At 44.1% G+C, this 24,793-nt stretch carries 21 protein-coding genes and 2 pseudogenes; 7 read left to right on the top strand and 16 right to left on the bottom strand.

The genetic code is table 11. The features are described 5' to 3' along the window. Positions 1–3: 3 nt before the first annotated feature. Genes serS through H6759_03115 form a run of 4 tightly spaced genes read left to right on the top strand, consistent with a single transcriptional unit; the run spans position 4 to position 4,146 of the window. Positions 4–1,272 carry a serine--tRNA ligase gene (gene serS / locus H6759_03130; protein USN52002.1) on the top strand — a complete coding sequence of 423 codons (1,269 nt, stop codon included), beginning with the start codon at positions 4–6 and terminating at the stop codon, positions 1,270–1,272. A gap of 3 nt (positions 1,273–1,275) precedes the next feature. Then, positions 1,276–2,382, top strand: coding sequence for an alanine racemase (gene alr / locus H6759_03125; protein USN52001.1), 1,107 nt, complete (start codon positions 1,276–1,278; stop codon positions 2,380–2,382). Between the two features lie 37 nt (positions 2,383–2,419). Continuing rightward, positions 2,420–3,370, top strand: a complete 951-nt coding sequence (locus tag H6759_03120; protein USN52000.1) for a D-alanine--D-alanine ligase — start codon at positions 2,420–2,422, stop codon at positions 3,368–3,370. Between the two features lie 2 nt (positions 3,371–3,372). Further along, on the top strand, positions 3,373–4,146 hold the full coding sequence (locus tag H6759_03115; GenBank protein ID USN51999.1) for a hypothetical protein: 774 nt from the start codon (positions 3,373–3,375) through the stop codon (positions 4,144–4,146). Between the two features lie 852 nt (positions 4,147–4,998). Here H6759_03115 and H6759_03110 read toward each other — a convergent pair. Together H6759_03110 and H6759_03105 are read right to left on the bottom strand one after the other, a co-directional pair. Continuing rightward, positions 4,999–5,768, bottom strand: a pseudogene (locus H6759_03110) (ABC transporter permease). Further along, positions 5,765–6,487, bottom strand: a pseudogene (locus tag H6759_03105) (ABC transporter ATP-binding protein). The pseudogenes H6759_03110 and H6759_03105 overlap by 4 nt, the downstream one beginning before the upstream one ends. 81 nt (positions 6,488–6,568) lie before the next feature. Between H6759_03105 and H6759_03100 the strand changes: the two are divergent. Next, entirely contained in the window at positions 6,569–6,826 is a 258-nt protein-coding gene (locus H6759_03100; GenBank protein USN51998.1) for an MscL family protein, read from the top strand. Positions 6,827–7,127: 301 nt separating this feature from the next. Here H6759_03100 and H6759_03095 read toward each other — a convergent pair whose 3' ends face one another. Together H6759_03095 and H6759_03090 are read right to left on the bottom strand one after the other, a co-directional pair. Next, positions 7,128–7,604: a YdcF family protein gene (locus tag H6759_03095; GenBank protein ID USN51997.1), complete on the bottom strand. Its 477-nt coding sequence runs from the start codon at positions 7,602–7,604 to the stop codon at positions 7,128–7,130. Between the two features lie 2 nt (positions 7,605–7,606). Further along, positions 7,607–8,659 carry a DNA recombination protein RmuC gene (locus H6759_03090; protein ID USN51996.1) on the bottom strand — a complete coding sequence of 351 codons (1,053 nt, stop codon included), beginning with the start codon at positions 8,657–8,659 and terminating at the stop codon, positions 7,607–7,609. Between the two features lie 73 nt (positions 8,660–8,732). On the opposite strand from H6759_03090, the gene H6759_03085 reads away from it, so the two are divergent. Together H6759_03085 and H6759_03080 are read left to right on the top strand one after the other, a co-directional pair. Next, the gene (locus H6759_03085; protein ID USN51995.1) at positions 8,733–9,056 is read left to right on the top strand and encodes a hypothetical protein; all 324 of its coding nucleotides are present in this window, start codon (positions 8,733–8,735) and stop codon (positions 9,054–9,056) included. 95 nt (positions 9,057–9,151) lie between these two features. After that, positions 9,152–9,520, top strand: coding sequence for a hypothetical protein (locus H6759_03080; protein USN51994.1), 369 nt, complete (start codon positions 9,152–9,154; stop codon positions 9,518–9,520). Positions 9,521–9,630: 110 nt separating this feature from the next. Here H6759_03080 and H6759_03075 read toward each other — a convergent pair whose 3' ends face one another. The 12 genes from H6759_03075 to dnaE form a co-directional block, all read right to left on the bottom strand. Next, entirely contained in the window at positions 9,631–10,218 is a 588-nt protein-coding gene (locus H6759_03075) for a pentapeptide repeat-containing protein (GenBank protein USN51993.1), read from the bottom strand. Positions 10,219–10,845: 627 nt separating this feature from the next. Further along, a complete protein-coding gene (locus H6759_03070; protein ID USN53012.1) occupies positions 10,846–12,753 on the bottom strand; it encodes a ribonucleoside-diphosphate reductase subunit alpha in 1,908 nt (635 codons plus the stop codon). A gap of 56 nt (positions 12,754–12,809) precedes the next feature. Beyond that, entirely contained in the window at positions 12,810–13,772 is a 963-nt protein-coding gene (locus tag H6759_03065; GenBank protein USN53011.1) for a ribonucleotide-diphosphate reductase subunit beta, read from the bottom strand. A gap of 28 nt (positions 13,773–13,800) precedes the next feature. Continuing rightward, positions 13,801–14,277: a hypothetical protein gene (locus H6759_03060; protein USN53010.1), complete on the bottom strand. Its 477-nt coding sequence runs from the start codon at positions 14,275–14,277 to the stop codon at positions 13,801–13,803. Between the two features lie 258 nt (positions 14,278–14,535). Next, positions 14,536–15,123, bottom strand: a complete 588-nt coding sequence (locus tag H6759_03055) for a ribonuclease H-like domain-containing protein (GenBank protein ID USN53009.1) — start codon at positions 15,121–15,123, stop codon at positions 14,536–14,538. A gap of 208 nt (positions 15,124–15,331) precedes the next feature. Continuing rightward, positions 15,332–17,140: a translational GTPase TypA gene (gene typA / locus H6759_03050; protein USN53008.1), complete on the bottom strand. Its 1,809-nt coding sequence runs from the start codon at positions 17,138–17,140 to the stop codon at positions 15,332–15,334. A 58-nt stretch (positions 17,141–17,198) separates the two neighbouring features. Continuing rightward, positions 17,199–18,221 (bottom strand): hypothetical protein, encoded by a 1,023-nt coding sequence (locus tag H6759_03045; protein USN53007.1) that lies wholly within the window; start codon positions 18,219–18,221, stop codon positions 17,199–17,201. A 15-nt stretch (positions 18,222–18,236) separates the two neighbouring features. Next, complete coding sequence (locus H6759_03040) at positions 18,237–19,145, bottom strand: hypothetical protein (protein USN53006.1); 909 nt, start codon at positions 19,143–19,145, stop codon at positions 18,237–18,239. Then, the gene (locus H6759_03035) at positions 19,142–20,491 is read right to left on the bottom strand and encodes an MBL fold metallo-hydrolase (protein ID USN53005.1); all 1,350 of its coding nucleotides are present in this window, start codon (positions 20,489–20,491) and stop codon (positions 19,142–19,144) included. Before H6759_03035 ends, H6759_03040 begins: the two co-directional genes overlap by 4 nt. 72 nt (positions 20,492–20,563) lie before the next feature. Next, positions 20,564–21,040 carry a hypothetical protein gene (locus H6759_03030; GenBank protein USN53004.1) on the bottom strand — a complete coding sequence of 159 codons (477 nt, stop codon included), beginning with the start codon at positions 21,038–21,040 and terminating at the stop codon, positions 20,564–20,566. A gap of 24 nt (positions 21,041–21,064) precedes the next feature. Next, positions 21,065–22,003: a hypothetical protein gene (locus tag H6759_03025; GenBank protein USN53003.1), complete on the bottom strand. Its 939-nt coding sequence runs from the start codon at positions 22,001–22,003 to the stop codon at positions 21,065–21,067. After that, on the bottom strand, positions 21,985–24,624 hold the full coding sequence (dnaE, locus tag H6759_03020) for a DNA polymerase III subunit alpha (GenBank protein ID USN53002.1): 2,640 nt from the start codon (positions 24,622–24,624) through the stop codon (positions 21,985–21,987). Before dnaE ends, H6759_03025 begins: the two co-directional genes overlap by 19 nt. Between the last annotated feature and the right edge of the window lie 169 nt (positions 24,625–24,793).

Raw genomic sequence — 24,793 nt, 5'->3', positions numbered from 1 at the left:
ACTATGTTAGATATTAAATTTTTGCGCGAAAACGCTGAGCTCGTAAAAGATCATGCAGCCAAAAAACGCATCACATGTGATGTGGATGGTGTTTTAGCACTCGATGAACAACGCGTTAGCCTACAAAAAGAAGTAGACCTGCTTCGCAAAGAACGCAACGAAATCGCCGCACAAACACCAAAGGCAAGCGCTGAGGATCGCCCAGCACTTATCGAAAGAGGTAAGGCGTTAAAAGAGGCTATCGCAACAAAAGAAGCCGCGTATGCAGCCGTAGAGACTGAATGGAAGGCGGCCTTTTTGTTGATTCCAAATATTTTACATCCTGATGCACCAATCGGTTCTACAGATGATGATAATAAGGTATTACGTACCATCGGCGAGATTAAGCAGCTTAGCAATCCAAAGAGCCATGTTGAGCTCGCGGATAAGCTTGGCTTAATCGACTTTGAACGTGCAGCAAAAGTTTCAGGAGCAAAGTTTTATTTCTTGAAAGATAAGCTCGCCATACTAGAGCAGGCGCTTATCCTTTGGGCAATGAAAGAAATCAGTGCCGAGGGCTATATGGCGATGTCTACGCCAGATGTAGCGCGTGATGAAGTATTGGTTGGAACGGGCTTTAACCCTCGCGGTAACGAGACGCAGACGTACTCTATTGAAGGTACCGATCTTTCACTTGTTGGTACGGCAGAGATTACGCTCGGTGGTTATCATAAAGACGAGGTACTCACTGAAGAGCAATTGCCATTGAAATATGTTGGTGTATCGCATTGCTATCGTACTGAGGCGGGTGCTTATGGACGCGAATCCTATGGTCTTTATCGCGTACATCAATTTGCAAAAGTGGAGATGTTTATTTTTTGCACACCAGAGCAAAGCGAAGCGCTTCATCTCGAACTCTTACGGTTAGAAGAACGCATTTTTACTAAGCTCGGTATCCCTTACCAGGTGATTGATATTTGCTCGGGTGATCTTGGTGGTCCTGCTTATCGTAAATACGATCTAGAGGCCTGGATGTGGGGTCGCGGTGACGGCAAAGGTGGTTATGGCGAAGTAACATCAACCTCAAACTGCACAGACTACCAATCACGTCGTTTAAATGTTCGTGTGAAGGGCAAAGACGGTACATTGGCCTATGCGCATACACTCAACGGAACGGCTATTTCACTCGCACGCGCTTTGATTGCCGTACTCGAAAACTACCAACAAGAAGATGGTTCGATTAAGGTTCCTGATGTACTGGTTCCTTATACCGGTTTTGATACGATCCAATAATCTATGCGTAGCTGGGTTGAGATTTCACGTTCTGCTTGGCAGCATAATTGGAAGGTAATAACAGACGCTATCCAACCAGCAAAACCAATAGCCATGATCAAAGCCAATGCTTATGGTCATGGTCTTTTGGTTAGCGCAAAGCTCGCACAAGAAGTCGGTATTGCTTTACTAGGCGTGGATTCAATAGAAGAAGCACAGCAGTTAAGAGGGGAGGGTATTGATACACCAATTATCATCATGGGTTTTATCCCAGAAGATCAGCTCGTTGATTTAGATGCTTTGGAAAATGTCTCTATAACCTGTTATCACCGTGAATATTTACGTGTTCTTAGGCAATTAAAGAGGCAAGTGGGGATCCATCTTCCAATTGAAACTGGCCTATCTCGCCAAGGGATTACACTCAAAGAATTGCCTGATTTTTTGGATGATATAAAAAAGAATGACCTTTTTCTTGAAGGGCTTTATTCGCACCTTGCGAACGTAGAAGATGTTGCAGATAGAGACTATACCGATAAGCAAAATCGAGAACTTCAAAAAGCTATTGAAATTTTAAATGAATACAAATTTGATTCAGTAAGTATTCATCTCTCTGCCAGTGGTGCGGCGTTGATGTATCCAGACATTCGTTATGATTATTGTCGAATTGGTATCGCGCAATACGGTCTTTGGCCTTCAGAACGTATTCGTGAACAATCCACATTCACCCTACGGCCGGTACTCTCGTGGAAAACACGTATCGCACAAATCAAACAACTCAAAGCGGGTACTCCCGTAAGCTACGGTTTGACGGAGGTGGTAGAAAAAGATTCTGTCATTGCCGTTTTGCCTATTGGTTATTATGACGGGTTTGATCGTGAGGCTTTTTCATCACGCGCTTACGTTTTAATTGGTGGTAAGTGTTGCAAAATCATTGGGCGCATATGCATGAATATGTGCATGGTGGATATTACAAACATTCAATCAGTACAGGTTGGCGATGAAGTCGTTTTACTCGGTAAGCAAGGCGATAATGAAGTAAGTGCAGATGAGCTAGCAACGTTGGCCAAGACCATTCATTATGAAATCGTAACGCGTATTAGCCCGCACCTTTCGCGTATTGTTGTAGACTAGTTACGATGTGCTTGTTTCTGCGTTATACTCCGTACATATGGTAAAGAAGCCAGCATTACGAGTTGCCGTCATCATGGGTGGTGAATCTGCAGAGAGAGAAGTGTCGCTTATTACAGGGGCTGCTGTCATAAAGGGATTGAAAAATGCTGGGTATCGTACAAAAGCTTATGATCTCATAGAAGATCTTGAAGTGTTTTTTCAGGCGTTAAAAAAAGCAAAGCACGATGTTGTTTTTATTGCTTTGCATGGACCGGGTGGCGAAGATGGCAGCATCCAAGGAATGCTGGAGCTTTTGAATGTCCCATATACAGGGTCCGGTGTTCTTTCGTCAGCATTAGCCATGGATAAGAGTCGAGCAAAGGATGTCTATCGTACCTACGGTTTACCAGTGGCGAAAGATCTCATTATCGACAGAAGAGCATGGAAGGATGATAGGCAAAATATTTTACGACGCAAGATCGCGACGCTTGGCGGTGCTATTGTCGTTAAGCCTATTAGCGATGGTTCGAGTGTTGGAGTCTCTATTAATCCACCAAAGACCCAATGGGAGGCAATCATCACAAAGTTATTGCGTAAACACGACAAGATTCTTATCGAAGAATATATTCAGGGTCGTGAACTTACGGTAGGTGTATTAGGCGAGAGCGCTTTGGCGCCGGTAGAAATTCGTGCAAAAAATGGTCAATTTACGTATGAAGCTAAATACCACGATACATCGACCGAAGAGATTTGTCCGGCGCCTATAAGCGCAGCTCTAACGCGTAAAGCCCAAGCCCTGGCTTTAAAAGCGCATCAAGTATTGGGTTGTTCATCCTACTCTCGAACGGACATTCTTCTTCATCCAAAAAAAGGGCTCGTATTACTTGAGACGAATACGTTGCCAGGCTTAACGCCCGCGTCATTATTGCCACGTGAACTTAAGGTCGCTGGTATTACCTTTGAGCAGTTTTTGAATATCTTGATTCAAGATGCCATAATGAAGTCCTAACCATGGATATACCACGAAGATCGGTTCGATATCGAAATAGTGAACTTAATGATTTTTTGCGTTCACGAAGTTTTTCGCGTCGCGATACGGTTTTTGGGTTGTTTGGCATTATTGCAGTCATCGGGTGGTCATACGTCATCTTGATGTCTGACGCGTTACAGATTAACGAGGTTCGTGCGACAGGCCTACAGGCGCTTGATGAAACTGACGTAACAAAAGAAGTATTTCGTATTCTTGATGATCGCCAGCAATGGCGACCTTGGCCAAAGCGACATTCGTGGTTTCTCGATGAGAAGGCACTTGAGACGGTATTACGAGAACGACTCTTTGCGGCCAATGTAACGGTAAAAAAACACTTTGGTCAGTCTATCGATATCACTGTAGAAGAACGAGCGAAGCGCATTATCTTTCATTCACGACAACAGTACGCCTGGGTAGATTTGCACGGTATTGTTACTTCAGAACTTAATGAAACAGAAAAAAAAGATGCACAAGCAAGACTCCTTGGGCATCGTGCAGCCAACGCAAATGATGCGCCTATTATCAAACGCAATCTCGACGAAGGTATTTCACAGGGTTTTACCACAGGTGATGTACGAGAAGTAAAAGAATGGATTGAGCTTCACGATAGTTTACGCAAAGCAGGCATGGAATTTCGTGAGTTTACACCGCCCACAGTATCAAGCACGCAGTTAGAGGTGCTCGCGCAAAATGGCGAAGAAGTCATTATGGATATCACAGCCTCCATAGATATGCAGGTAAAGACGTATCAATAATTTAAAAAAACAGATGAAGGCGAGAAAAAGCTTTACGATTATATCGATGTACGCGTACCGGGACGCGTCTATGTGAAAGAATAAAATTAATAATAAATTACACAAGTAGAGGAGTGGGGTAGTGGGAGAGAGTAGGGGGGCTATATAAAAGGGCCCCTCTTTTTGTAGAGCAAATATTTTTACATCAGTAGCAGAAATATCACTTAAAATACTATTGTGGATAACATTTTAAGATATAATCTGGTTTTACCCTTGTATACGAAGCGCTTCGTATAGTATGATAAAGACATGGATACAGAGATACGAAAAGCTGCCGCGTTATTAGGTAGTAAAGGAGGTAAAAAAACCTCTAAACAACTCAAAGAGAAGCTAGGCCCTAAAAAGACCTCCTTACACTTCTCCGAGCTGGTTCAGCTACGCTGGGATCGTCTCAGAGCCTCTAAGGCATCCCAGGCTACCAAAGGGTCTAAAGCCCAAGGTACTAGGAGACCTGCAAAAACAGCCTAGGGCATCCTAGCGGCTCGTAAAAATACTTGTCTGGGTCGAATATCAGGAAAAGGCATTTTTAAAGGCTTATTGGCTTAAATCCCACCCCTTATGTCGTATAAGATATATTGTGCGACGCATAGCTATGGTTTTAAAACACGATTCCCTAGCTAATTTTCTTATCAGATTCTATTAGTTTCTACCGATGTTAAAAACACTTGCTTGTCATAAATCCATGGCGCAGCTCTATTCTCTCAGCTCAACACGCCTTTAGAATGTCTAATTTATTATTATTTTTAAGCAGTATAAAATACGTATTTAAATACAAAAAGCCCTCGAGATTTTGTCGAGGGCTTTAATAATTGATTATGATCGTATTCCCGTCCCCTTCTTTAGTAAGTAGAGGTTAGTACCTGCTAAGAGGCCGATAACGACAATTAAGAATATAATACCATTTACTGGGTTCGCCTGACTAAAGCCATAGAAGCCATATCTGAATCCATCCACCATATAGACGATAGGATTGCCGTACGACAGTGTCTTAAAGAACGGTGGAAGCATGTCTAGTGAATAGAAGACGCCTCCGAGGTATGTTAATGGCGTGAGTACAAATGTGGTAAAGATATTGGCATCGTCAAAGGTCTTGGCATAGAGCGCATTTAAGAATCCTCCAAGGGCAAAAACAATCGCCGTAAGAAGTCCGAACAATAAGACAATGAACGGATGTTCAATCGTAGGTCTGATAAAAATAAATGAAACAATAAAGACCATTGATCCAGTAATGAATGCGCGGATCACTCCTCCTAAAACATAGCCAGATAGAATGGTGTAATACGAAACAGGTGCGACAAGGAGTTCTTCGATGTGACGTTGAAACTTCGCTCCAAAAAGGAGAAGACAACATTCATATAACTAGCCGTGATCATCGACATCATAATGATTCCGGGCACAATATACGCCATGTAGGATACACCGTTAATCGGTCTAATTTGCGATCCGATAAATGTACCGAAGATCAAAAAGTAAAGACCTTGTGTAATTACCGGTGGTAAAAATGTTTGCGGCCAAATACGAAAGAGACGAATAATTTCTCTTCGTAAAATTGTTTGAATGGCAATCAGTTGAGTTTTGATCATAGAGTTTCGTTTGTAATGGCGAGGTAAGCCTTCTCAACGCTTTGATATTTTTCGATAATACTTTGTACAGATGAGCGATGAACGATCTCCCCTTTCTTCATGATAGCGACGTTCTTACAGAGTCTTTCTACTTCTTCAAGATAATGGGTAGTGAGTACAATTGTTGTTCCGCTGGCATTTAGCTCTTTGAGGTAGTCCCACATCTCTAAACGGAGTTCAACATCGACTCCAGCGGTCGGTTCATCTAATAATAAAATCTTAGGCTTATGCACCAGAGCTCGCGCTACCATCAAACGGCGCTTCATTCCTCCCGAAAGGGTACGAGCAGGAGAATGTCGCTTGTCCCAAAGTCCAAGCGCCTTCATAAGCTCCCCTGCTCTCTCAAGGGCGATCTTTTCGGCACTCCATAGAATCCTGCTTGATCAACAATAATATCCTCAACCTTTTCAAAAATATTAAAATTGAATTCTTGTGGCACAACACCGATTTGTGACTTTAAGCCGTCGACATCTTTATCAAGATCATGGCCTAAAACTGTTACCTTGCCCCTGTCTTATTAACGATACTCGTCAAAATACCAATAATGGTTGTTTTACCAGCGCCATTCGCGCCTAATAAGGCAAAAAATCGCCATCTTCAATCTTGAGATTAATGCTCTTGAGAGCTTGTGTACCCGTAGCATAGATTTTTGCTAAATCTTGTAATATAATAGCTGACATAGTTGTTGAGCAGAGTATAGAGCAAATCTCTTTTTCGTCTTGCCTTGCAACTTTTACGTATTTTCTTAATAATCCTGTCATATGGAAAACATGCAAGAATCCCCAAAGGTTGTAGGGCCAGTTGATGCGACCGTCATCTCCCCTGCTCCACGACTCGATGTAAAAAAGAAATTAAAAGAATCCATGCTCGAATTTGCGACGTTTATTCGTGAACAAGGTATTATTGGTCTCGCGATTGCCTTTGTCTTGGGTGGTGCTGTAAACAAACTTGTGACCTCGCTTGTGCAAGATATTATTCAACCAGCGATTGGAATGATTTTGGCTCTACACAAGGGTTAAAATCCTTTAAGATTGGTTCAATTATGCTTGGTAACTTTGCGGTTAACGCCATAGACTTTGTTATTATTGCTTTTGTTGTCTATTTTGTCTTTAAAAAACTTCATCTCGAGCGATTGGATAAAAGAAATCTTAGTAAAACACACGCTACTTGCGTGTGTTTTTTACACCGGCGCATTGGAGCCTGAATCCGCGTATCCCACCAAGCCTTAGCACTCGAGAGCAAGTCTCTGCTTATAAAAAGAGGTTTCTTTGATAGCTCTGTCTATCAGCGCTAAGTCCCTGAACGTCAATAGAAAAGAAATCACAGAGATAAAGAGAGCGAGCCAAGTGAAAGCGCTGTGTTACGACAATCGCTTTTTGATGTCATAGATTTGATTCGCGCGCTTGCAGCTTTCGTAGGTGCGATAGCCTTGTCCATCAACAATAATATCTTTCTCGGTACGCCTAGCTCCATCGCGACACGCTTCATGGCAGCTACTTCGTTTAAATGGTAGGCACCGCCATCACCCGTCATAAGAAGGGTCTCTACCTTGCCTGCTTTGATGAGCTCACTACCGAGGTAGATACGGTCATACAGGGCATCAGAAGGCGTGCCATTACTTTTAACGCTAGCACCAAGAATAATGGCATATGGCGCAGGTGAAAGCGTATCAATATCCGTATGTATTTGCTGGATATGGGATAGCTGAACATAACCGATAACTCCTGCAACACAAAGTAATCCCGCACCGATGGTTACGGCGCTATAGAGGGCTAGGCGTTTTAGGAGCAGTTTCATGGCTATACGTCCTCGCCAGGCTTATCAATAGAGATAGGTTCAAATCCAATACCTTGGCCGGTGATTTTAAGAACATCTTTATCAATTTTTACGAATTCTTTGCCCGCAAAGTTATATTGACCTACGGCTGTACCAAGATGTTTACCTAGATTGGTGAAGTGTTGCTCGTAAGCCGTCATATGTCTCTGGAGGTCTTCTACGCGTTTACGGATCTCTTTTGCTTGTTCTTCGATATGCATGGCGCGTAAGCCTTGTAGAACGGTTTGTAGATAGGCTGTAAAACTCGTTGGTGAGACGATAATCACATGCCATTTAGAAGCTGCGCGTTGAATAAGACTTTCGGCATCCTCCCCTCCTTCACCAATCTTATTAACTAACAAATCATAGTAAACAGCCTCGTGCGGAATAAACATAAATGCAAAATCCATGGTACCTTCGCCTGGGCGGATATACTTTGCGGTCTCTTTGATACGATTCTTAAGATCATTTACAAAAGCCTTCTCGAAGGTTGCTCTTTGCGCAGGATCTTGAGCCTCTACAAGGCGATTGTAGTTTTCTAAGCTAAATTTAGAATCAATAGGGACGATTTTGTCTTTGACGAATACGGCTGCATCAACAATTTCTCCGTCTTTAAATTTATATTGCATTTGATACTGATCTGGAGCAAAGATCGTACGTAAGAGTGTCTCAAGATAATACTCCCCCAAAATACCACGTTGTTTTGGATTGGTAAGAATTCTTTGTAATTGGTCTAGCTGACCTGAGAATTCGAGTACCTGTTTATTGGTTTCTTCGATTTTAACGAGGCGTTCGGTGACATCACGCACTGCTCCTGTCATGTGGTGGCTTGCTGTTTGTTGTGTGCGGTTTGATTCTGTAAGTGTTTGACGCATGTCGCGATCAAGCGACTCTAAACGCTCATGCATAAACTGCAGTAATTGCGGATCAATAGCAGGTTGCTGGCTCTTTAATTGCCGAAAAATCGCTACAATAGCTACCGCTACGCCGAGTAGCAAAATCCCACCTAAAACCAACAAAATGTCCGTCGTGCTCATAGAGGCTAAAGGTATCAAATCTGGCGCCCTCTTGCAAAGCAAAGGCACATACGTTATATGTGTGAACATTCATATGACAGCACTCCCCCTTAACGTAGGTCCTTCTAGCTGGGACCGCGACATGGCCGGTCTCGACGAAGACCCGGACGACGCAAAGCTCGCTGAGCTTGGCATGCACCTCGAAGGTGACAGCGACAAAGAAGAAGAGGAAGAAGAAGACGACGGCCTCGACACAGACGCTGTAGCGACAGCTGCTGCTTCTGATGACGACGAAGAAGACGAGGACGATGAAACGGGTATCGAAGAGCTCGATGAGCTCGCCGAGCTTGATCGTCTAGAAAAAGAGATCGACACGGTAACAGAACGTGAAGACTTCGTTATCGAAGACGAAATGTAGAAAAACAAAAACACCACCGCTAAGGTGGTGTTTTTGACAATACATTATAGACATGCTATAGTCGGCGTCCTTTTTACCAAGGGAAGGATGGTGGAATGCACGTACCAACGACATCGGGTATTGCCTCTGGTAATCAAAAACAGAGGAAATCAATTGGGGGTGATCACGAAACGTTGTATCTCAGCGTTATCGCAGCGGTTGCCGAGGAAAGACTCGAAGAGATGATCAAGGGTCGATTTGGCAGGTCATCAACAAGCCAAGGCGTCGCTTCATTTAAACTGGTAGAAAATCCAGAATACAAAGAAGCTTGGGCGGCAATTCATCAGCACCTGCTTAAAAGCGTGAGCCACATATCCGAAGGGTTGTTGATGGTAAGCACAAGAACCCATACTCTTGCGGTGAGGTTCTTTCTCGCCGAAGGCGAAGTGCTCTTTGTTCTACGCTCTCGTGAGAGCAAAAAATAACAGGACTTGTTATAGAGTCTGCCCCGTCGAGCTTTACTTGCTCCGGGGCCTTTTTTCTTTTTTTAAACAAAACACCCACACAAAGCAGATATCTTCGCGTGGGTGATGGGTCAGCTCCGAAAGGAGTTTTTGAAATGTGAGAGGATATGCTCTTGCTGTTCGGGCCTGAGACGAGCCTTCCAAAAAGACGCAGCGTCGATATCTAGCTTACTGATGTCCGCCTCGCGAAGGTCAGCACCGTCAAAGCGCGCACCATGAGCAAGCGCTCCTGTGAGCACAGCCTTTCGAAAGTCGGCTTCGTCAAATTCGGCACGAGTCAAACCGGCTTCTCGAAACGTTGCATGTTGCAAGTCGCATTGTTTGAATTTGGCATAAGCCAAGTCCGCCCCCGTAAAGTCAACGCCACGACAATCAGACTTGTCGAAGATCGTTCTCCAGCAGGAGGCTCCTCGTAGATTCGCCCCTCTTAATTCGCATCTCGTTAGATCAAGTCTAATGAGCTCGATTCTGGTTGAGGGGTTTTTTTGGCGATACTCGTTGAATCGCTGTACATCGAGCACCAGACGTCTTCGTTGACGTAGGTCCTTGTGAGAGAAATGTTTGCGGATGAATTTTTCATCCATGACCGCAATCTTAGGAGGAGCGCTTGGCTTGAAATGCAGCAAAAGATTCAAACCTGGTACCATAGCCGTATTCATACCGTCTCCAAATCACATTCTTGGGTTGGAAAGTGCGTTTAGCCGCATCTTTTTATCAAGCGGTACATGTCACGTCAAAAAAATAAAAAAACACCCACCGAAGCAGATGTCTTTGTGTGGGTATGAAAAGAAAACTCCCCAGATTGTGTTTTAAGCAATCTGGGGAGATCCAGGGAGAAAGTAATCACTAAGACGCACCTCGCACAGTACTCGTGGTTTTCCAGGCCTACGAATCAGGTGATGCAGCTTGCTCCCATTTGGAAATGAGATTGGGCCTAGTCTTAATGAGGCAGTACACGCCTCGGCGAGCAGATGGAGTGTGAACACCCACCTCTGGCCTATCGTGTACCCGAGAGTATGCCGAAGTAAACTAGTACTTCGTACGTAATTACTAACCAGCTTGCGCTGAAAGTTATCACGTAAGGGCATGCCAATGCCCAGAAACTCTCTGGGATTACCAACAGGTTAATTACGTCTGTCGATATCCAAATAAATTTAGAAGAGCTATTTGCTCGACTGGCGGTACAATAGCAGATCTTGTTAATTATGTCAAGTGTTTGATTGTCATACTCTGGGTTAATGCTTTCATTAAATAATACACCCGCTTTTGCGGGTGTTTTATTCATTTTACTGACAAACGGCACATTCTTCACTAGCGACGTCTCTTTTGACAGAATTTCCGTCAATGCGTTCTGCTTGGATCGGTGAGGCTGAGCGGAGGTAGTACATCGATTTTACGCCGAGTTTCCAGGCGAGCATGTGAACGTCGTTCAAGTACTTACCGGAAATAGGAGTAGGAAAGAAGACGTTTAATGACTGCGCTTGATCAATAGCCGGCTGACGATCTGCGGCTTGTTGGATGATTTCGCGCATATTCATCTCATACGCGGTGCGGAAGACAGCGCGTTCTTCGTCATTGAGGCCTTCGACATTGGCGACGCTTCCTTTATCAGCGATGATTTGCTTCCAGATCTCGGTGGTATTCATCCCCTTCTCTTCTAAGAAGCGTACGAGATGTTTGTTTTTGTACAAGAAGCTACCAGAGAGCGTTTTTTGTAAGAAGGCGTTACCTGAGATTGGCTCAATTGAGGGCGTTGCTTCGTTACAGATAAAACTCGTTGAAGCTGTTGGTTGAATAGAGGTGACATAGCTATTGCGACGTGTGCCGCCATCAAGCGGGAGTCCGCGCTCTTTGCCGAGTCTCTCTGATGCAGCACGTGCGTATTGAGCAAACTTCGTAAAGATTTCTTTGTTAATATTACGAGCCATCATGCTTTCAAATGGCACCATCTTAGACATGAGGTAGCCATGGTAGCCCATAGCGCCAAGGCCGATAGAGCGTTCGTGCTTAACTGAGTTGATCGCTTTCTTAAATTCGACAGGATCTGCCATCTCGATAAAGGCTTCGAGGTTGTTGTCGAGCGCGGTCACGATGTCGTAAGTGATTTGCTCGATGTCTTCGTTCCATTCATCCCATTTTTCGATATTGAGATTACCAAGGCAGCAAACCGCGGTACGTGTCTCGTCTGTAGGAAGCACGATTTCGGTACAGAGATTACTTTGACGCACCATAAGACCAAGATCTTTGTGATGTTGCGGACGAGCATTGTTTACCGTATCGATAAAGATAATATACGGCTCACCTGTTTCTGCGCGCATCGTGAGGATTTTGCGCCAGATTTCTTGTGCATTGAGTTGTTTGACGACCGTTTTGTAGTGAGGATCAATCAAATCATAGTCTCTCCCCTCCTCTACGGCTTTCATGAACTCATCCGTGACGGTGATGCCATGATTCAAATTTAAGCACTTACGGTCAATATCACCACCGGTTGGTTTGCGCATCTCCAAGAAATCTTCGATATCTGGATGGTCAATGCTGAGGTAAGCAGCAGCTGCGCCACGACGAATCCCGTTACGGCTGATAGCAATCGTTTCGGAGTCCATGATCTTCATAAATGGGATAACGCCCGATGAGCGCAATCCTGAGGACTTTAACGGGGAGTTCTGACCACGGAGCTGTGACCAGTCAGTACCGATACCTCCACCGTATTTTGATAAGAAGGCGTTTTCGCGATAAATATCAAAGATTCCTTCGAGCGTATCTGGAACAGTGTTTAAGAAACAAGAAATCGGGAGGCCTTTGCTTGTGCCGATATTCATCATGACGGGAGTTGCCGGCACAAACCAGCAGCGAGTCATGTAATTATAGAGGCGTTGAGCAAGCTCACGATCACCACGACACATGCCTGTTGCAACGCGTGTATAGAATTTTTGGATATCTTCACAGATCTCACCGTCGGCACCGCGCAAAAAATAACGATCACGAAGATTTTCGAGACCAAAGTATGTTGCGAGCGTCTCAAATTCATGAGTAACCTGAATACCCTCTTGGATAGAGCGATCGGTATTATAATGAGGGCAGTCCCAGCTATTACGATTTTTTGTTGTCTCTTTTACTTCGCTAAGTAAAATATCACGAGCGGCATTAAGGTCGTTTGCAGAAACAGCGTCGATGACAGAAGCGTATGTGGCCATAAGGGATAAGTAAGGGTGAAAAGAATGAGCGAGAAAGTACGAGTTATTATGTCTGTTTACCAGTCAGCTACCACAGCGCCTTTGGCGTATTCAGTAGCACGATTTTCGAAGAAGTTTGCGTGTTCTTTGGCGTTTACCATCACATCAAGCCATTGAAGCGGATTCTCGACATGATAGACCTTGTCGAGACCGAGGTCATGAAGTTTTTTGTCGGCAGTGTAACGGATATATTGTTTTACATCTTCAGGCTTAAGACCTGGAACCGAGCCAAGTGAGAAGCAGGTATCGATAAAGTTATCTTCGAGTTTTACCATGTCATCACAGGCTTTATAGAGTTTGTCACGAAAGTCTTGCGTCCAGATATGTTTGTTTTCGTTGACTAAATCACGAAAGAGTTGGCATACGCCCTGGCTATGAAGCGTTTCATCACGAATGCTCCAGGTAATGATTTGTCCAACGCCCTTCATTTTGCCCAAGCGAGGAAAGTTCATGAGGATAGCAAAGGAAGAAAAAAGGCTGACCCCCTCCATAAAGGCACCAAAAACAGCAAGATTCATAGCAAGATCTTCTACACTGTCCACGTCAAAGCCTTGGATATATTCATACTTTGCCCGCATAGAATCATATTCTAAAAATGCAGAGTATTCTTTTTCTGGTAATCCTAGCGAATCATTGAGATACGAGTAGGCCCACACGTGCACACCTTCCATTGCGGCAAAGGCAGAGAGCATCATCTTGATTTCAGGCTTCGGAAAAGCTGGGATCAAATGTGAGTTGTAGTTATTGTTTACTTCAAGATCACCTTGGGTAAAGAAACGTAAAATCTGGATAACGAGATTGCGTTCTTCGTCTGTCATTTTAAAACGAAAATCTGAAATATCAGACTCCATAGGCACCTCAATAGGTAGCCAGTGGGCTTGATTTTGTTTTTGAAAGAACTCGAAGTATTGGGGGTATTCGAATGGGCGGTAGAAAGGCCGATACGTGAGCATCGGACAAGCTCCAAAGAGTGGGCTCATAGGCAAAGGACGGTATCGTAGAATTAAGTTACTCTACCTGCAGAAAGGTCTGGTTGGAATTATTAACGGGTACCTGATGATGATTGCGTTCGCCTACAACGCCGATGGTTTGGCGTTCTTCTGGAGTGAGAAAGCGCAGAGCAAGCCAACGAAAGATATAATCAACAATGGACTCTGCATGTGGAATATTTGGATTTTGTGTAGGACCAGAGGGTTCGTATTTTGCGTGAGCAAATTTATTTACCAGAACTTTTAGGGGCACGCCATACTGTAATCCGATAGAGATGGCGGTAGCGAGTGAGTCAACCATGCCGGCAATAGCGCCGCGTTCTTTTGCGAGTCTGATAAAGATTTCTCCAGGCTGACCGTCTTCGTAAAGACCAACCGTAACATACCCTTCGCATGAGCCAACTTGAAACTTATGGGTGATGGCTTTGCGCTCATCTTGTAAACGACGACGGCGTGGAACAAAAGCCTCGCCTGTGGAATTGTGAGGAAGTGTCATAAAAAGGGTTGCAAAAAAAGACTTTTGCGTCGAAGCGCAAAATCGCATGATCAAGTTCGGGTGCCCTTTTCACCCTCCGTGAGGACGTCTTTATGAGGCAAAAGCCTCAAGAATGACGGAATTCACAGAAGTTAGCGTGTGAGTGAAGGTCGCCCAACCACTAGATCTAGTGGCTTAATCAGAATTATACCACAAGATCTAGTGGTCGAACGATCTTACGATGTGGATAATCGAAGTTCGAACAACATTTGTAGGGGCTTAGAGACCAAGGGATAGATTGATGGTTTGTCTTGGCACAGCTTCAACGGGTTTGATGGTGAGTTTTACTTCCATTCTTTGTCCCTGTCGGTTATTTACCGCGATAAAACCTTTTTCCATGGCATGTTCGTAAACATCCTTGGTTACTTTTACATCTTGAAGACAATAGTCTCGGAGCTTGTCTATCTCTCCTTTTTTCCAGTATTCAACGGCCATGAGACCGTGGCCTGACTTCCCTACTCCGAGTGTTGCTTGTGCAACATCATCGAGCTTTACTCTAAAGCCTAAGGACTTTTCGATTTCTACCAAGACATCAACCGTGGGTAGCTTCATGATGTCTCCCGAGTAATATTGCTGCATACAGGGGTAATCGAATCCTATGAGATTATAGCCAATAATGCGGTCAGCGCGTTCGAGTCTTGGCCAAAGCTTTGGTAAGTCCTCCTCTAAGAAAGACTCATAGGTGTCCGTTTCGTAAAAATAACACCCAATAAGGGATATTTTTAATAAGGAAGGATTATAAGCACCTACGTCTTGAAACGTATTACGAGTCTCGATATCTAAAACAACTTCATTTCTTGTAGACATAATGAAACGTTCAAAAGAATAACATAGCGAGGTAGGCTGTGCACCCTTCGATTTATTGAGTTTTTAAGCAAAAAGTGTGTGCCTGTGGAAAAACTTTCAACACCATGAACATGGTAAAAAAACGCGCAAGTTTTCGATTATAATACCAGAGTTTTGATCATTTTCTATTTAAAAAACCCTGTCAAAAGACAGGGTTTTTTATGGGTGATTAACCGCGAGATTGTTGATCGCGTTTGCGTTCAAATTCTTTTAAGTAGGTTTTACGAATGCGAAGATTTTCTGGGGTGACTTCGAGGAGTTCGTCTTCACCAAGGTATTCAAGTGCTTCTTCGAGACTCATGTCACGTGGAGCATTGAGACCATCGGCAACACCAGAACCTGCAGAACGCATATTGGTAAGGGCTTTTTGACGACAGACGTTTACAGCAATGTCTTCTGCTTTGGCATTTTGGCCAACCACCATACCTTCGTAGACTTTTGTGGCAGGTTTTACAAACATGATACCGCGCTCTTGAGCGGCGATAAGTCCGTAAGCCGTTGTTTCGCCTGTCTCATGAGAGATAAGTGAGCCATGAGGTGCAGCATCAATGCTACCAACAAACGGTTTGTAGCCAAGGAAAAGTGTATTAATAATACCTTGTCCACGTGTGTCCATCATAAATTCGGTACGGTAACCAATAAGACCACGAGTTGGGATTTCAAATTGGAGATAAGCAATACCATTTTCAACACGCATGTCTTTCATTTCACCTTTGCGACGACCCATCTTTTCGATGGCTGCACCGCTGTAAACCTCTGGACACTCGATAGAAACTTCTTCAAATGGTTCGAGCTTTTGACCGCCTTCTTCTTTAAAAATAACTTGAGGACGGGATACCTGGAGCTCAAAGCCTTCGCGACGCATTTTTTCGATCAAAATAGAGAGATGAAGCTCACCACGACCGGAGACAATAAAGCTCGCATCACCGTTACCAGGATCAACGCTTAAAGCAACGTCGTTTTGTAGCTCGCGAGTTAAGCGATCTTTGATATTACGTGAGGTGGTAAATTTACCTTCTTGACCAGCAAATGGTGAAGTATTTACACCAAAGGTCATTTTGACGGTTGGTTCTTCGATCTTAATAACAGGTAGTGCTTCTGGGTTCGCAACATCGGCAACAGTCTCACCGATATTAAGTTCAGGAATACCTGCAAATGACACAATGTCCCCCGCCTTTGCTTCTTGGATTTCAACTTTACCAAGACCCATAAAGCTAAAAAGGTTGGTGATTTTTGCAGGAGCTTTTACACCCGCGCGATTGATCCAAGTAACAGGACCAGGACGAAAAACGCCACGAACAATACGACCAATACCCATCTTACCTTTATAGTTGTCGTAGCTTACATTCGCTACGGACACTTGAAGTGGGCCATTTTCGTCTGCGTCTGGTGCAGGGATTTCTTTTACAACCGTTTCAAAAATAGGTTTGATATCAGTCATTTCATCAAGAACCATGCCTAGACCGGCTTTACCGTTTTTTGCGGATGCGTAAACAACTGGGAAGTCAGCTTGCGCGTCAGAAGCGCCAAGGGTAACGAAAAGATCAAATGTTTGATCAAGTACCCAATCAAGACGAGCTTCTGGTTTATCAATCTTGTTAATAACAACGATAATGCGATGACCTGCTTCGATCGCCTTCTTTAATACAAAGCGCGTTTGAGGCATTGGACCTTCTTTTGCATCAACAAGCAAAAGAGCGCCGTCTACAAGGCTCATGATACGTTCTACTTCACCACCAAAGTCCGCGTGACCTGGAGTGTCAACAATATTAATCTTTGTGCCGTTGTACATAACGGCAATGTTCTTTGCGAGAATGGTAATACCACGCTCACGTTCGAGTTCATTAGAATCAAGAATAGCCTCACCTTCAAGACCTGCGTCTTTAAAAGTATCTGACTGTTTCATGAGGGCGTCGGCGAGGGTTGTTTTACCGTGGTCAACGTGGGCGATAATCGCAATATTTCGGATGTCTAACATAGAGAATGCGCGGATTATAAAGAAATACGCGATAATTGTCAACTCAAAGAATTTTAGATTATTGCGCTAGATTTACGCGTTCTTTTATCGCATTCCAATAGTCAGCATTCCCCTTTTGCGTCTTCATCCAATACCACCATTCAGCTCCCCAGAGATCAATCTGCTGGTAGCCCATTTTTTCCGCATAATCAAAGTGCGCATCAACATCTTTTACGGAAAAGGTCTCATTATTCTCTTGTGGGGTGGCCTCTCGAATATCCGTTGTCGCCCAAGGCTCCATCTGAAACTCACTTACGTAAGTTTTTTTGATAAATGGCGATAGTAATGCGGCTTTGCGTCCATAGAACCATGGAGGTACGAGAGTGTAGCGAAATACCCAACCAGAAGGCTGACGTACCACACGATAAACACTAAAACCAATTTGATCGGCGTTCATTGCAAAAGTAAGCCAGCTTGTTAGCTCTCCGCTCTCGGTTGTGACAATAGGTCTTGGGTTTGGTCTTGATTGCTCCATGGCTCGTATACGGTCGATCTCTTGTTTTACAAATGCATTATCGTTACCTCGACATTTCATAAATGAGCGTAGGTTAGCTTCGTTTTCTATTTGCCAGGCGCTGATAGCCGGATGGTCTTTAAGCGTCTCAAAAACATGATCAATATAAACCAGCTGGGCGTCTTTCTGTTCTTGCTCTGTTCGTGCCAGCGCCCAGTCAGGGATCCAGCATTCTGGCCAGCGCGGTTGACGAGCGCCTAATACAACCGTCGCTTTTGCTCCGTTTTTTTCTACAATGTCTAGCTGTGCTTTTAGCCAAGCAGTCTGTAAAAGATCTGGTGACGGTTCTACGAGAGGCCAGTAAGCAGGAAGGCGTACATGTTTTATGTTCATTTCCGTTAAAACGGCAGATAGTCCATCCTGTGAGTCAACGCCTAAAAACTGCGCATACGGGATGCTCCAAGTGATGCCATAAGTGATGTGCTTTGTTGTCTTTGGCCAGCCAATAAAAAGAAATGCGAGCAGAAGTCCCAGCGTGAAAATAAAGACGCAGAGAAAACGATACCGCCAAAGAGAAAAACGTTTCATAAATACAATACTGTATTACTTTGTGATCAGTGACAAGCCAAGTGCCGCAAAAACCAATGCTAAAATCTTAAGGAAGGCAACCATACCCGACCAGTGTTCTTTGAGAGCATGTGGAAGCCACTTGCCGAATAGCCCTGTTATAATCGCTAATGCACCAAACTGAACGGCCTGAAGGGCGTTTACAACCGATGCTGATCCGTCTGGCAACGAAAGTGCATACTGCACGCCAAAAAATCCTACCGCTCCAATTGCTTGCCCCACGAAAAAGAGCTTAAATGGTTTCTTCTCTTTTGCTTTTTTCTGGAAAAGTTCAGTTCTTACATCCGTAATAAGTACAAGGGCGAGTGCTACACAGATAAGTACAGCAACACGTGACAAGAAAAATCCTTGGACGAAATCTGTTTCATGATAAAGAAACGTTGCATTTACCGATGAGATGGCAAAGAACGCAGCACTTTCTAATGACGGCTGCAACGCAACGGTTTGTCCAGAGGTTCGATTTGTAACGGCGATCAATAACATCGAAGAGACGAGCAAGACGATACCTCCCAAAAGCATTGGATGTGTCGTGAAGGCAGTAAAGTCCCAAGCGAGAAAGACTTCGAGTGAAAGGCTAAATAGTGCGACAGCGGCTGCTGTTAATGGCACAAATGATCCTGCCTCTGTTTTCTTTAATCCCGCAAAGAATCTCCATAGCCCTAGAAAGAATCCTGCGCCAAATAAAATAGCATGCGCAATGATTTGCCAGCTTAACGTTGGAAAGCTGAAAAATGGCCAAGCGAATAAGGTGATTGTAGAGAGCCCACCTATTGCAACCGCATACGTCGCAGGGTGTTTAAAACCAGTCTCTAAAAGAAGTTTATCAATGAGCGAGGCAATGGCATTGGCAAGATGCCCAATAATGGCAAAAAAGATAGCGCTCATACGGTAAAGCTATCACCATAACGTGGCGCGTCACTAATAATACCAAGTTCTTTTTGTAAACGCGTCGCGAGGGCTATTGCCGCGCCCTCTTCTCCATGGGTGCAGAAAATACGCTTAGGTTTTGCCTCAGCATTTGCTACCCAGCTCACAAGTTTATTTTGATCGGCGTGAGCACTATACGCCCCAATACTTTCGATCTTTGCTTTTACACTTACCCGCTCCCCATAAATCTCTACTGACTTGTCTCCGTGATAGAGTTGTCTGCCTAGCGTACCTTCGGCTTGATAGCCAATAATTAATACCGTCGTTGATGGACTGCTCAAATAACGAATCAAGTGATGTAATACTCGGCCGCCATTCATCATGCCAGAGCCAGAGATGATAATCTTTGGTTTTGGTGCAGAGTTAATAAGCTTGGATTCGTCTTTTGTTAGTGCGAGTGTTAAGCCCGGAAAATCAAACATATCGTCACCACTTGCGACAAGTTTAAATGCTTCTTGATCGTAATATTGTGGGTACTCTTTTACGATGTCGGTCGCTTTAATGGCCATTGGGCTATCTAAATAGGTATCCACGCGTGGGATAATGCGATTTTCGACAAGATGATTCATCTCATAGAGTAATTGCTGGGTGCGTTCGATCGCAAATGCTGGGATAATAAGAACGCCTTTTTGTTTTATTGTTCTTTCAATGACCGTTCTTAATTTAGACTCCCTTGTCTTCTCGTCTTCATGGATACGATTGCCATAGGTGGATTCAATGATAAGTGCATCTACAGCGCCTAGGGCATTTGTTTCTTTTAAAATCTGTGCACCGTCATTGCCTAGGTCGCCCGAAAAAGCAGCTGACCCTCCATTTTTCTCGCGTACTTCGATAAATGAACTACCAAAAATATGACCCGCGTCTTTAAAGGTAATAGTGAGGTCTTTGATGGTAATAGGTTTTAAATACTCAACGCCAACGAAGCTTTTGAGAGCTCTCGCAATATCCTCTTCTTCGTAGAGCTTTGGTCGATATTCGCGTCGATAATCCGAATCCATGATTTTGTAGGCGTCTTCTAATACAAGAGAGGCTAGTTTTACTGATGGAGGTGTCGCATATACTTTACCGCGAAAACCGGCCTTCATAAGCTTTGGGATACGGCCAGTATGATCTAAATGCGCATGAGTGATGCAAACCGCATCGATTTCTGAGGCATTAAAAGGAAAGTCAGCAAAGTTTTGCGCTCCGCAGAGTTTACAGCCTTGAAACATCCCGCAATCAATAAGGATTTTGCCTTTTGCGCTTTCTACAAGGTAACAAGAGCCAGTGACTTCACGTGAGGCGCCAAAAAAAGTTATCCGCATACATTGCATAATAGCATGCCGTGCAGACAGAATCACCCCTAGCACATTTTTATGACTCAAAAACAGAACACACTACCGAGGTAGTGTGTTCATGGTTGTTTCTAATGACTGACAAAATACTTCTATTCCATATCTTGGCGCCATACATTCTCGCTCGAAGACAAGCATTAACATGGCCTTGTTTCCGGTAGATCCAAAGAGAACAAAGACCAGGAATATTGTTTGTATCATTAGGAGGACGGCGCCAGAAAAAATCGCTAGACGATAAGAAAACTCAGGATGGTCAAAGCGTTCTTTCCAACTGGGATGAAACATCCACAGACGGCCATCGGCAGCTGCATTGGCAAAGAGCACCGCAAAACAAGCGACGACACCGGTGATGAACGCTTGTAATGATGAGGCATTCGCAGCGCCTGCTGCTAACAGCCCTATGGGAAAAGCAATAATCGTAAGCACCGCCCAAAAAGTGGTGCTTTTTTTCGACATGCCAAAATGATGATCTACATCATGTTGAGTGGGTGAAGAACGTTTCTTCAAAGTGCGAGCCATAGTCAAAGCGGATTATACCACAGTTCACTCCCCTGTTTCTACCTTTACGGTGTCAGGGCCAAGTGTCTGCTCTAACTCTTTAGAGATCGCATCATCAAAACGAATACGATAACTTGATAAGACCTTTTGCTTGCCTCCAGCATTATCAACGACAAAGTAAACGCGGTAACGGCCCGGATTCTGATCAAAAAGCTCACGAATACGATGGAGAATGCTTGGTGGTAAATGCGCTCGTAAATAGATCGAGATGGCTTGCTCAGCACGCTTTTTGGGGAGCGGTGCGTCTGGTTCTAATCGTGGATCAATGCGCTTACCACTCTGTGTTTGTAAGTGATCAATGACAGTATCTATATTATCAGGTGTAAGTGGATAACCGGATTCAACAAGAAACTTCCATTCGCCGTCTTTATCTTGAACGCGCCCATGGAGCACAACGGAATTATCGGTATTCCATAGCTCGGGCTTTTCTTTATAGGTTCGTGGAAAGATCACGGCTTCGATATCCCCCGTCATATCTTCGAGCTTGGCAAAGACCATCGGCTCTCCTGCTTTTGTCAGGATCTTTTTTGCGATGGTAAAGGTTCCTGCGGTGCGTACGGACTTTTCGGCAACAAATTTTGGTAAGTTGGAGATTGGATGGACAAGATCGCCAAGTCTATCGGCGTATTCTTTAAACGGATGAGAAGAAAGGTAGAGGCCTAATAGCTCCTTTTCCCATGTAAGAATGTCTCGTGTGATGGCTGGAGGCGCAGGTTTTAAAGTGAGTCTATCGCGTGCCGCTGTTTCGCTTGAGAGCGCAAAGAGATTAAATTGCCCCGAATTTGTTTCTTGCGTCATGCGTTTTTGATATTGCAAGATAATCTCAATGTTAAAATAAAGTTGATTGCGATCCTCAAAACGATCAAGCGCACCAGATTTAATAAGGGCTTCTAGTGACCTACGATTTAAACCAAATGGATCCATGCGCGTAACAAAGTCCTCGAGATCTTTAAATGATCCATTGGTTTTTTCTTCTTGATGATTGCTTCAGAAATATCTTCACCGAGCCCTTTTACCGCAGCAAGACCAAAGCGAAGCGAGTTTTTGCCCTTAACAACGGCAAAGCGCGCGAATGATTCATTTACATCCGGTGGTAATACCGGCATATTCATGCGCTTACACTCCTCGACCTCGATCGTAATACGATCAATATTGTTAATGTCGCTATTTAAGAGCGCCGCCATAAATGCATCTGGATAATGCGCTTTTAAATAGGCTGTTTGATAAGCAATCAATGCATAACAAGCCGCATGTGACTTATTAAAGCCATAGGCAGCAAACTCTTCAAACTGGGTAAAAATCGCCTCAGCTGTTTTTGCCTCCACGCCTTTTTTGATGGAGCCTTCGATAAACTTTACGCGTAGCTCGGCCATGAGTTTTGCGATCTTCTTACCCATCGCTTTACGGAGGGTGTCAGCTTCTCCAGGAGTAAAACCGGCCATGTCTTTGGCCACTTGCATCACTTGCTCTTGATACACCGGAATACCATAGGTGTTTTGAAGGGCGCTTTTGGTGAGCTCATGCATGAAGGTCACCTTTTCGCGTCCATGCTTACGATTAATAAAGGATTCGATAAATTGCATCGGACCAGGACGATACAGCGCCACCATAGCGATAATATCTTCGATGACAGATGGACGTAATTCACGGATATACTTTTTCATGCCATCTGACTCGAGTTGAAAAACACCAGTCGTCTCCCCTTTTCCTAATAGCTCGTACGTTTTTGGATCATCAAGTGGTATCTCGTTAATATCAATCACGTCACCATAAACCGCCTCTGTAATCTCAAGACAATCACGGATGACTGATAAGTTAGAGAGACCCAAAAAATCCATCTTTAATAATCCTGTCACTTCGGCGGAATGGTTGGCATATTGCACAACCTGATCAACATCACCACCCTGTGCCTTTTGGAGTGGGGAGAGTTCAGAGAGCGCCTCAGGAGCAATCACAATGCCACAGGCATGCTGTGAGGCATGGCGTGTTGTACCTTCGAGACGAATCGCTAAATCGATCAAACGCTTAATACGTGGATCGTTTTGGTACATGTCACGCAACTCCGGCGCTTCTTCTTTAGAGACTTTTAATGGGATATGTCTACCTTGTTGAGGTGGCGGAATCGCTTTAGCTACTTTATCGACATCAGCATAAGGCATGTCTAATACACGACCCACATCACGCACAGCAGCACGAGCCGCCATAGTACCAAAAGTAATAATACCCGCTACACGGTCAGCTCCGTATTTTTGTGTCACATACTCAATAACATCTTTACGTTTTACATCATCAAAATCGGTATCAATATCAGGCATTGAGATACGATCCGGATTTAAAAAACGCTCAAAGAGTAATCCGTAATAGAGCGGATCTAGGTTTGTGATTTTTAGCGCATAGGCAACAATGGAGCCTGCGGCTGATCCACGGCCGGGCCCTACAATCACATCGTGGTCTTTTGCCCAGTTAATATAGTCCGCTACAATCAAAAAGTAGGCAGCAAAACCCATGCGCTCAATCGTCTCAAGCTCAAAGGTAAGACGTTCTTTTGCTTTTACGAGTTGCTCAGGATCCGGATAACGTTCAAGAAGGCCAATCTCACAAAGTTTTTTTAATTGAGTAAACTCCGTCTCCCCTTCTGGAACATCAAACTTAGGCAAGTGGTTTACCCCAAGTTCAATTTCGACATTGCAACGATCAGCAATCTTTCGTGTATTTTCGATGGCCTCTGGTAAATCTACAAATGCCTCCACCATGTATTCGGGTGGACACATCGAGAGATCAAGGCTCGACATGGTAGAACGACGTGGATCATCCAAGATTTTACCATCGTGAATACAGCATAAAACATCTTGTGCTTCGCGGTCTTCTTCTACCAGATAATGAACATTACGCGTTGCAACAACGGGGAGATCGGTTTTTTTGGCTAAAGCAATAAGTCCTTCATTGACTTCATTTTGTGTTGGAGACTCTGGATGATGAATGAGTTCGATAAAAAAACAATCTGGACGAAAGATCTCTTTAAACTCCTCAACAGACTTAAGCGCTTTTTCTTCGTCATGCATGTGGATTGCTTTTGGGATTTCGCCCTTGAGACAACCCGACAATGCAATGATGCCTTCGTTGTGTTTTTTTAAAAGCTCTTTATCAACACGTGGACGATAGTAAAAACCATCGATATTTGAAATAGAAACTAAACGCAAAAGATTGTGATACCCCTCATTGGTTTCTGCGAGTAAAGTGAGATGCGTGGTATGTTGATCAATACCAGCGCGTTTATCCGTATGTTTATTTGGTGCGACATTAACCTCTACGCCAACAATGGTTTTGAGACCGTGCTTTTTGCCTGACTCGTAAAATTCGATCGCAGAATAAAGTCCATTGTGATCGGTAAGAGCTAGTGCATCGTATCCAAGGCTTAGGGCATGCTTTACGATGTCATCAGGACTCCCCATAGCATCAGATAATGAATACATCGAATGCGCATGAAGCTGCACAAATGGAGAACGAGGCTTTATTTCAGCCTCTTGAGGGATTTGGTCAGCCATAGGGTATGTTTCCGCTGTCGGCGCAAGGCCTGCGGAGAAACAGATTTAGTAACAAAAAGGTACCCGTTGGGTACCGCTTTTGCAACCTACTTATTCTTCGTAACCGAATCATCCCCTGCCCCTTCTTTGTTAAAGAAGGGCGACTGATTCTGGCCTCCCTCTTCTTTAT

The organism is Candidatus Nomurabacteria bacterium, from assembly GCA_023898425.1.
Classification (GTDB): Bacteria; Patescibacteriota; Patescibacteriia; order 2-12-FULL-60-25; family 2-12-FULL-60-25; genus HK-STAS-PATE-2.
Note: the sequence above shows the minus strand (reverse complement) of the source record. Positions and strands in the feature narration are given on the sequence as shown.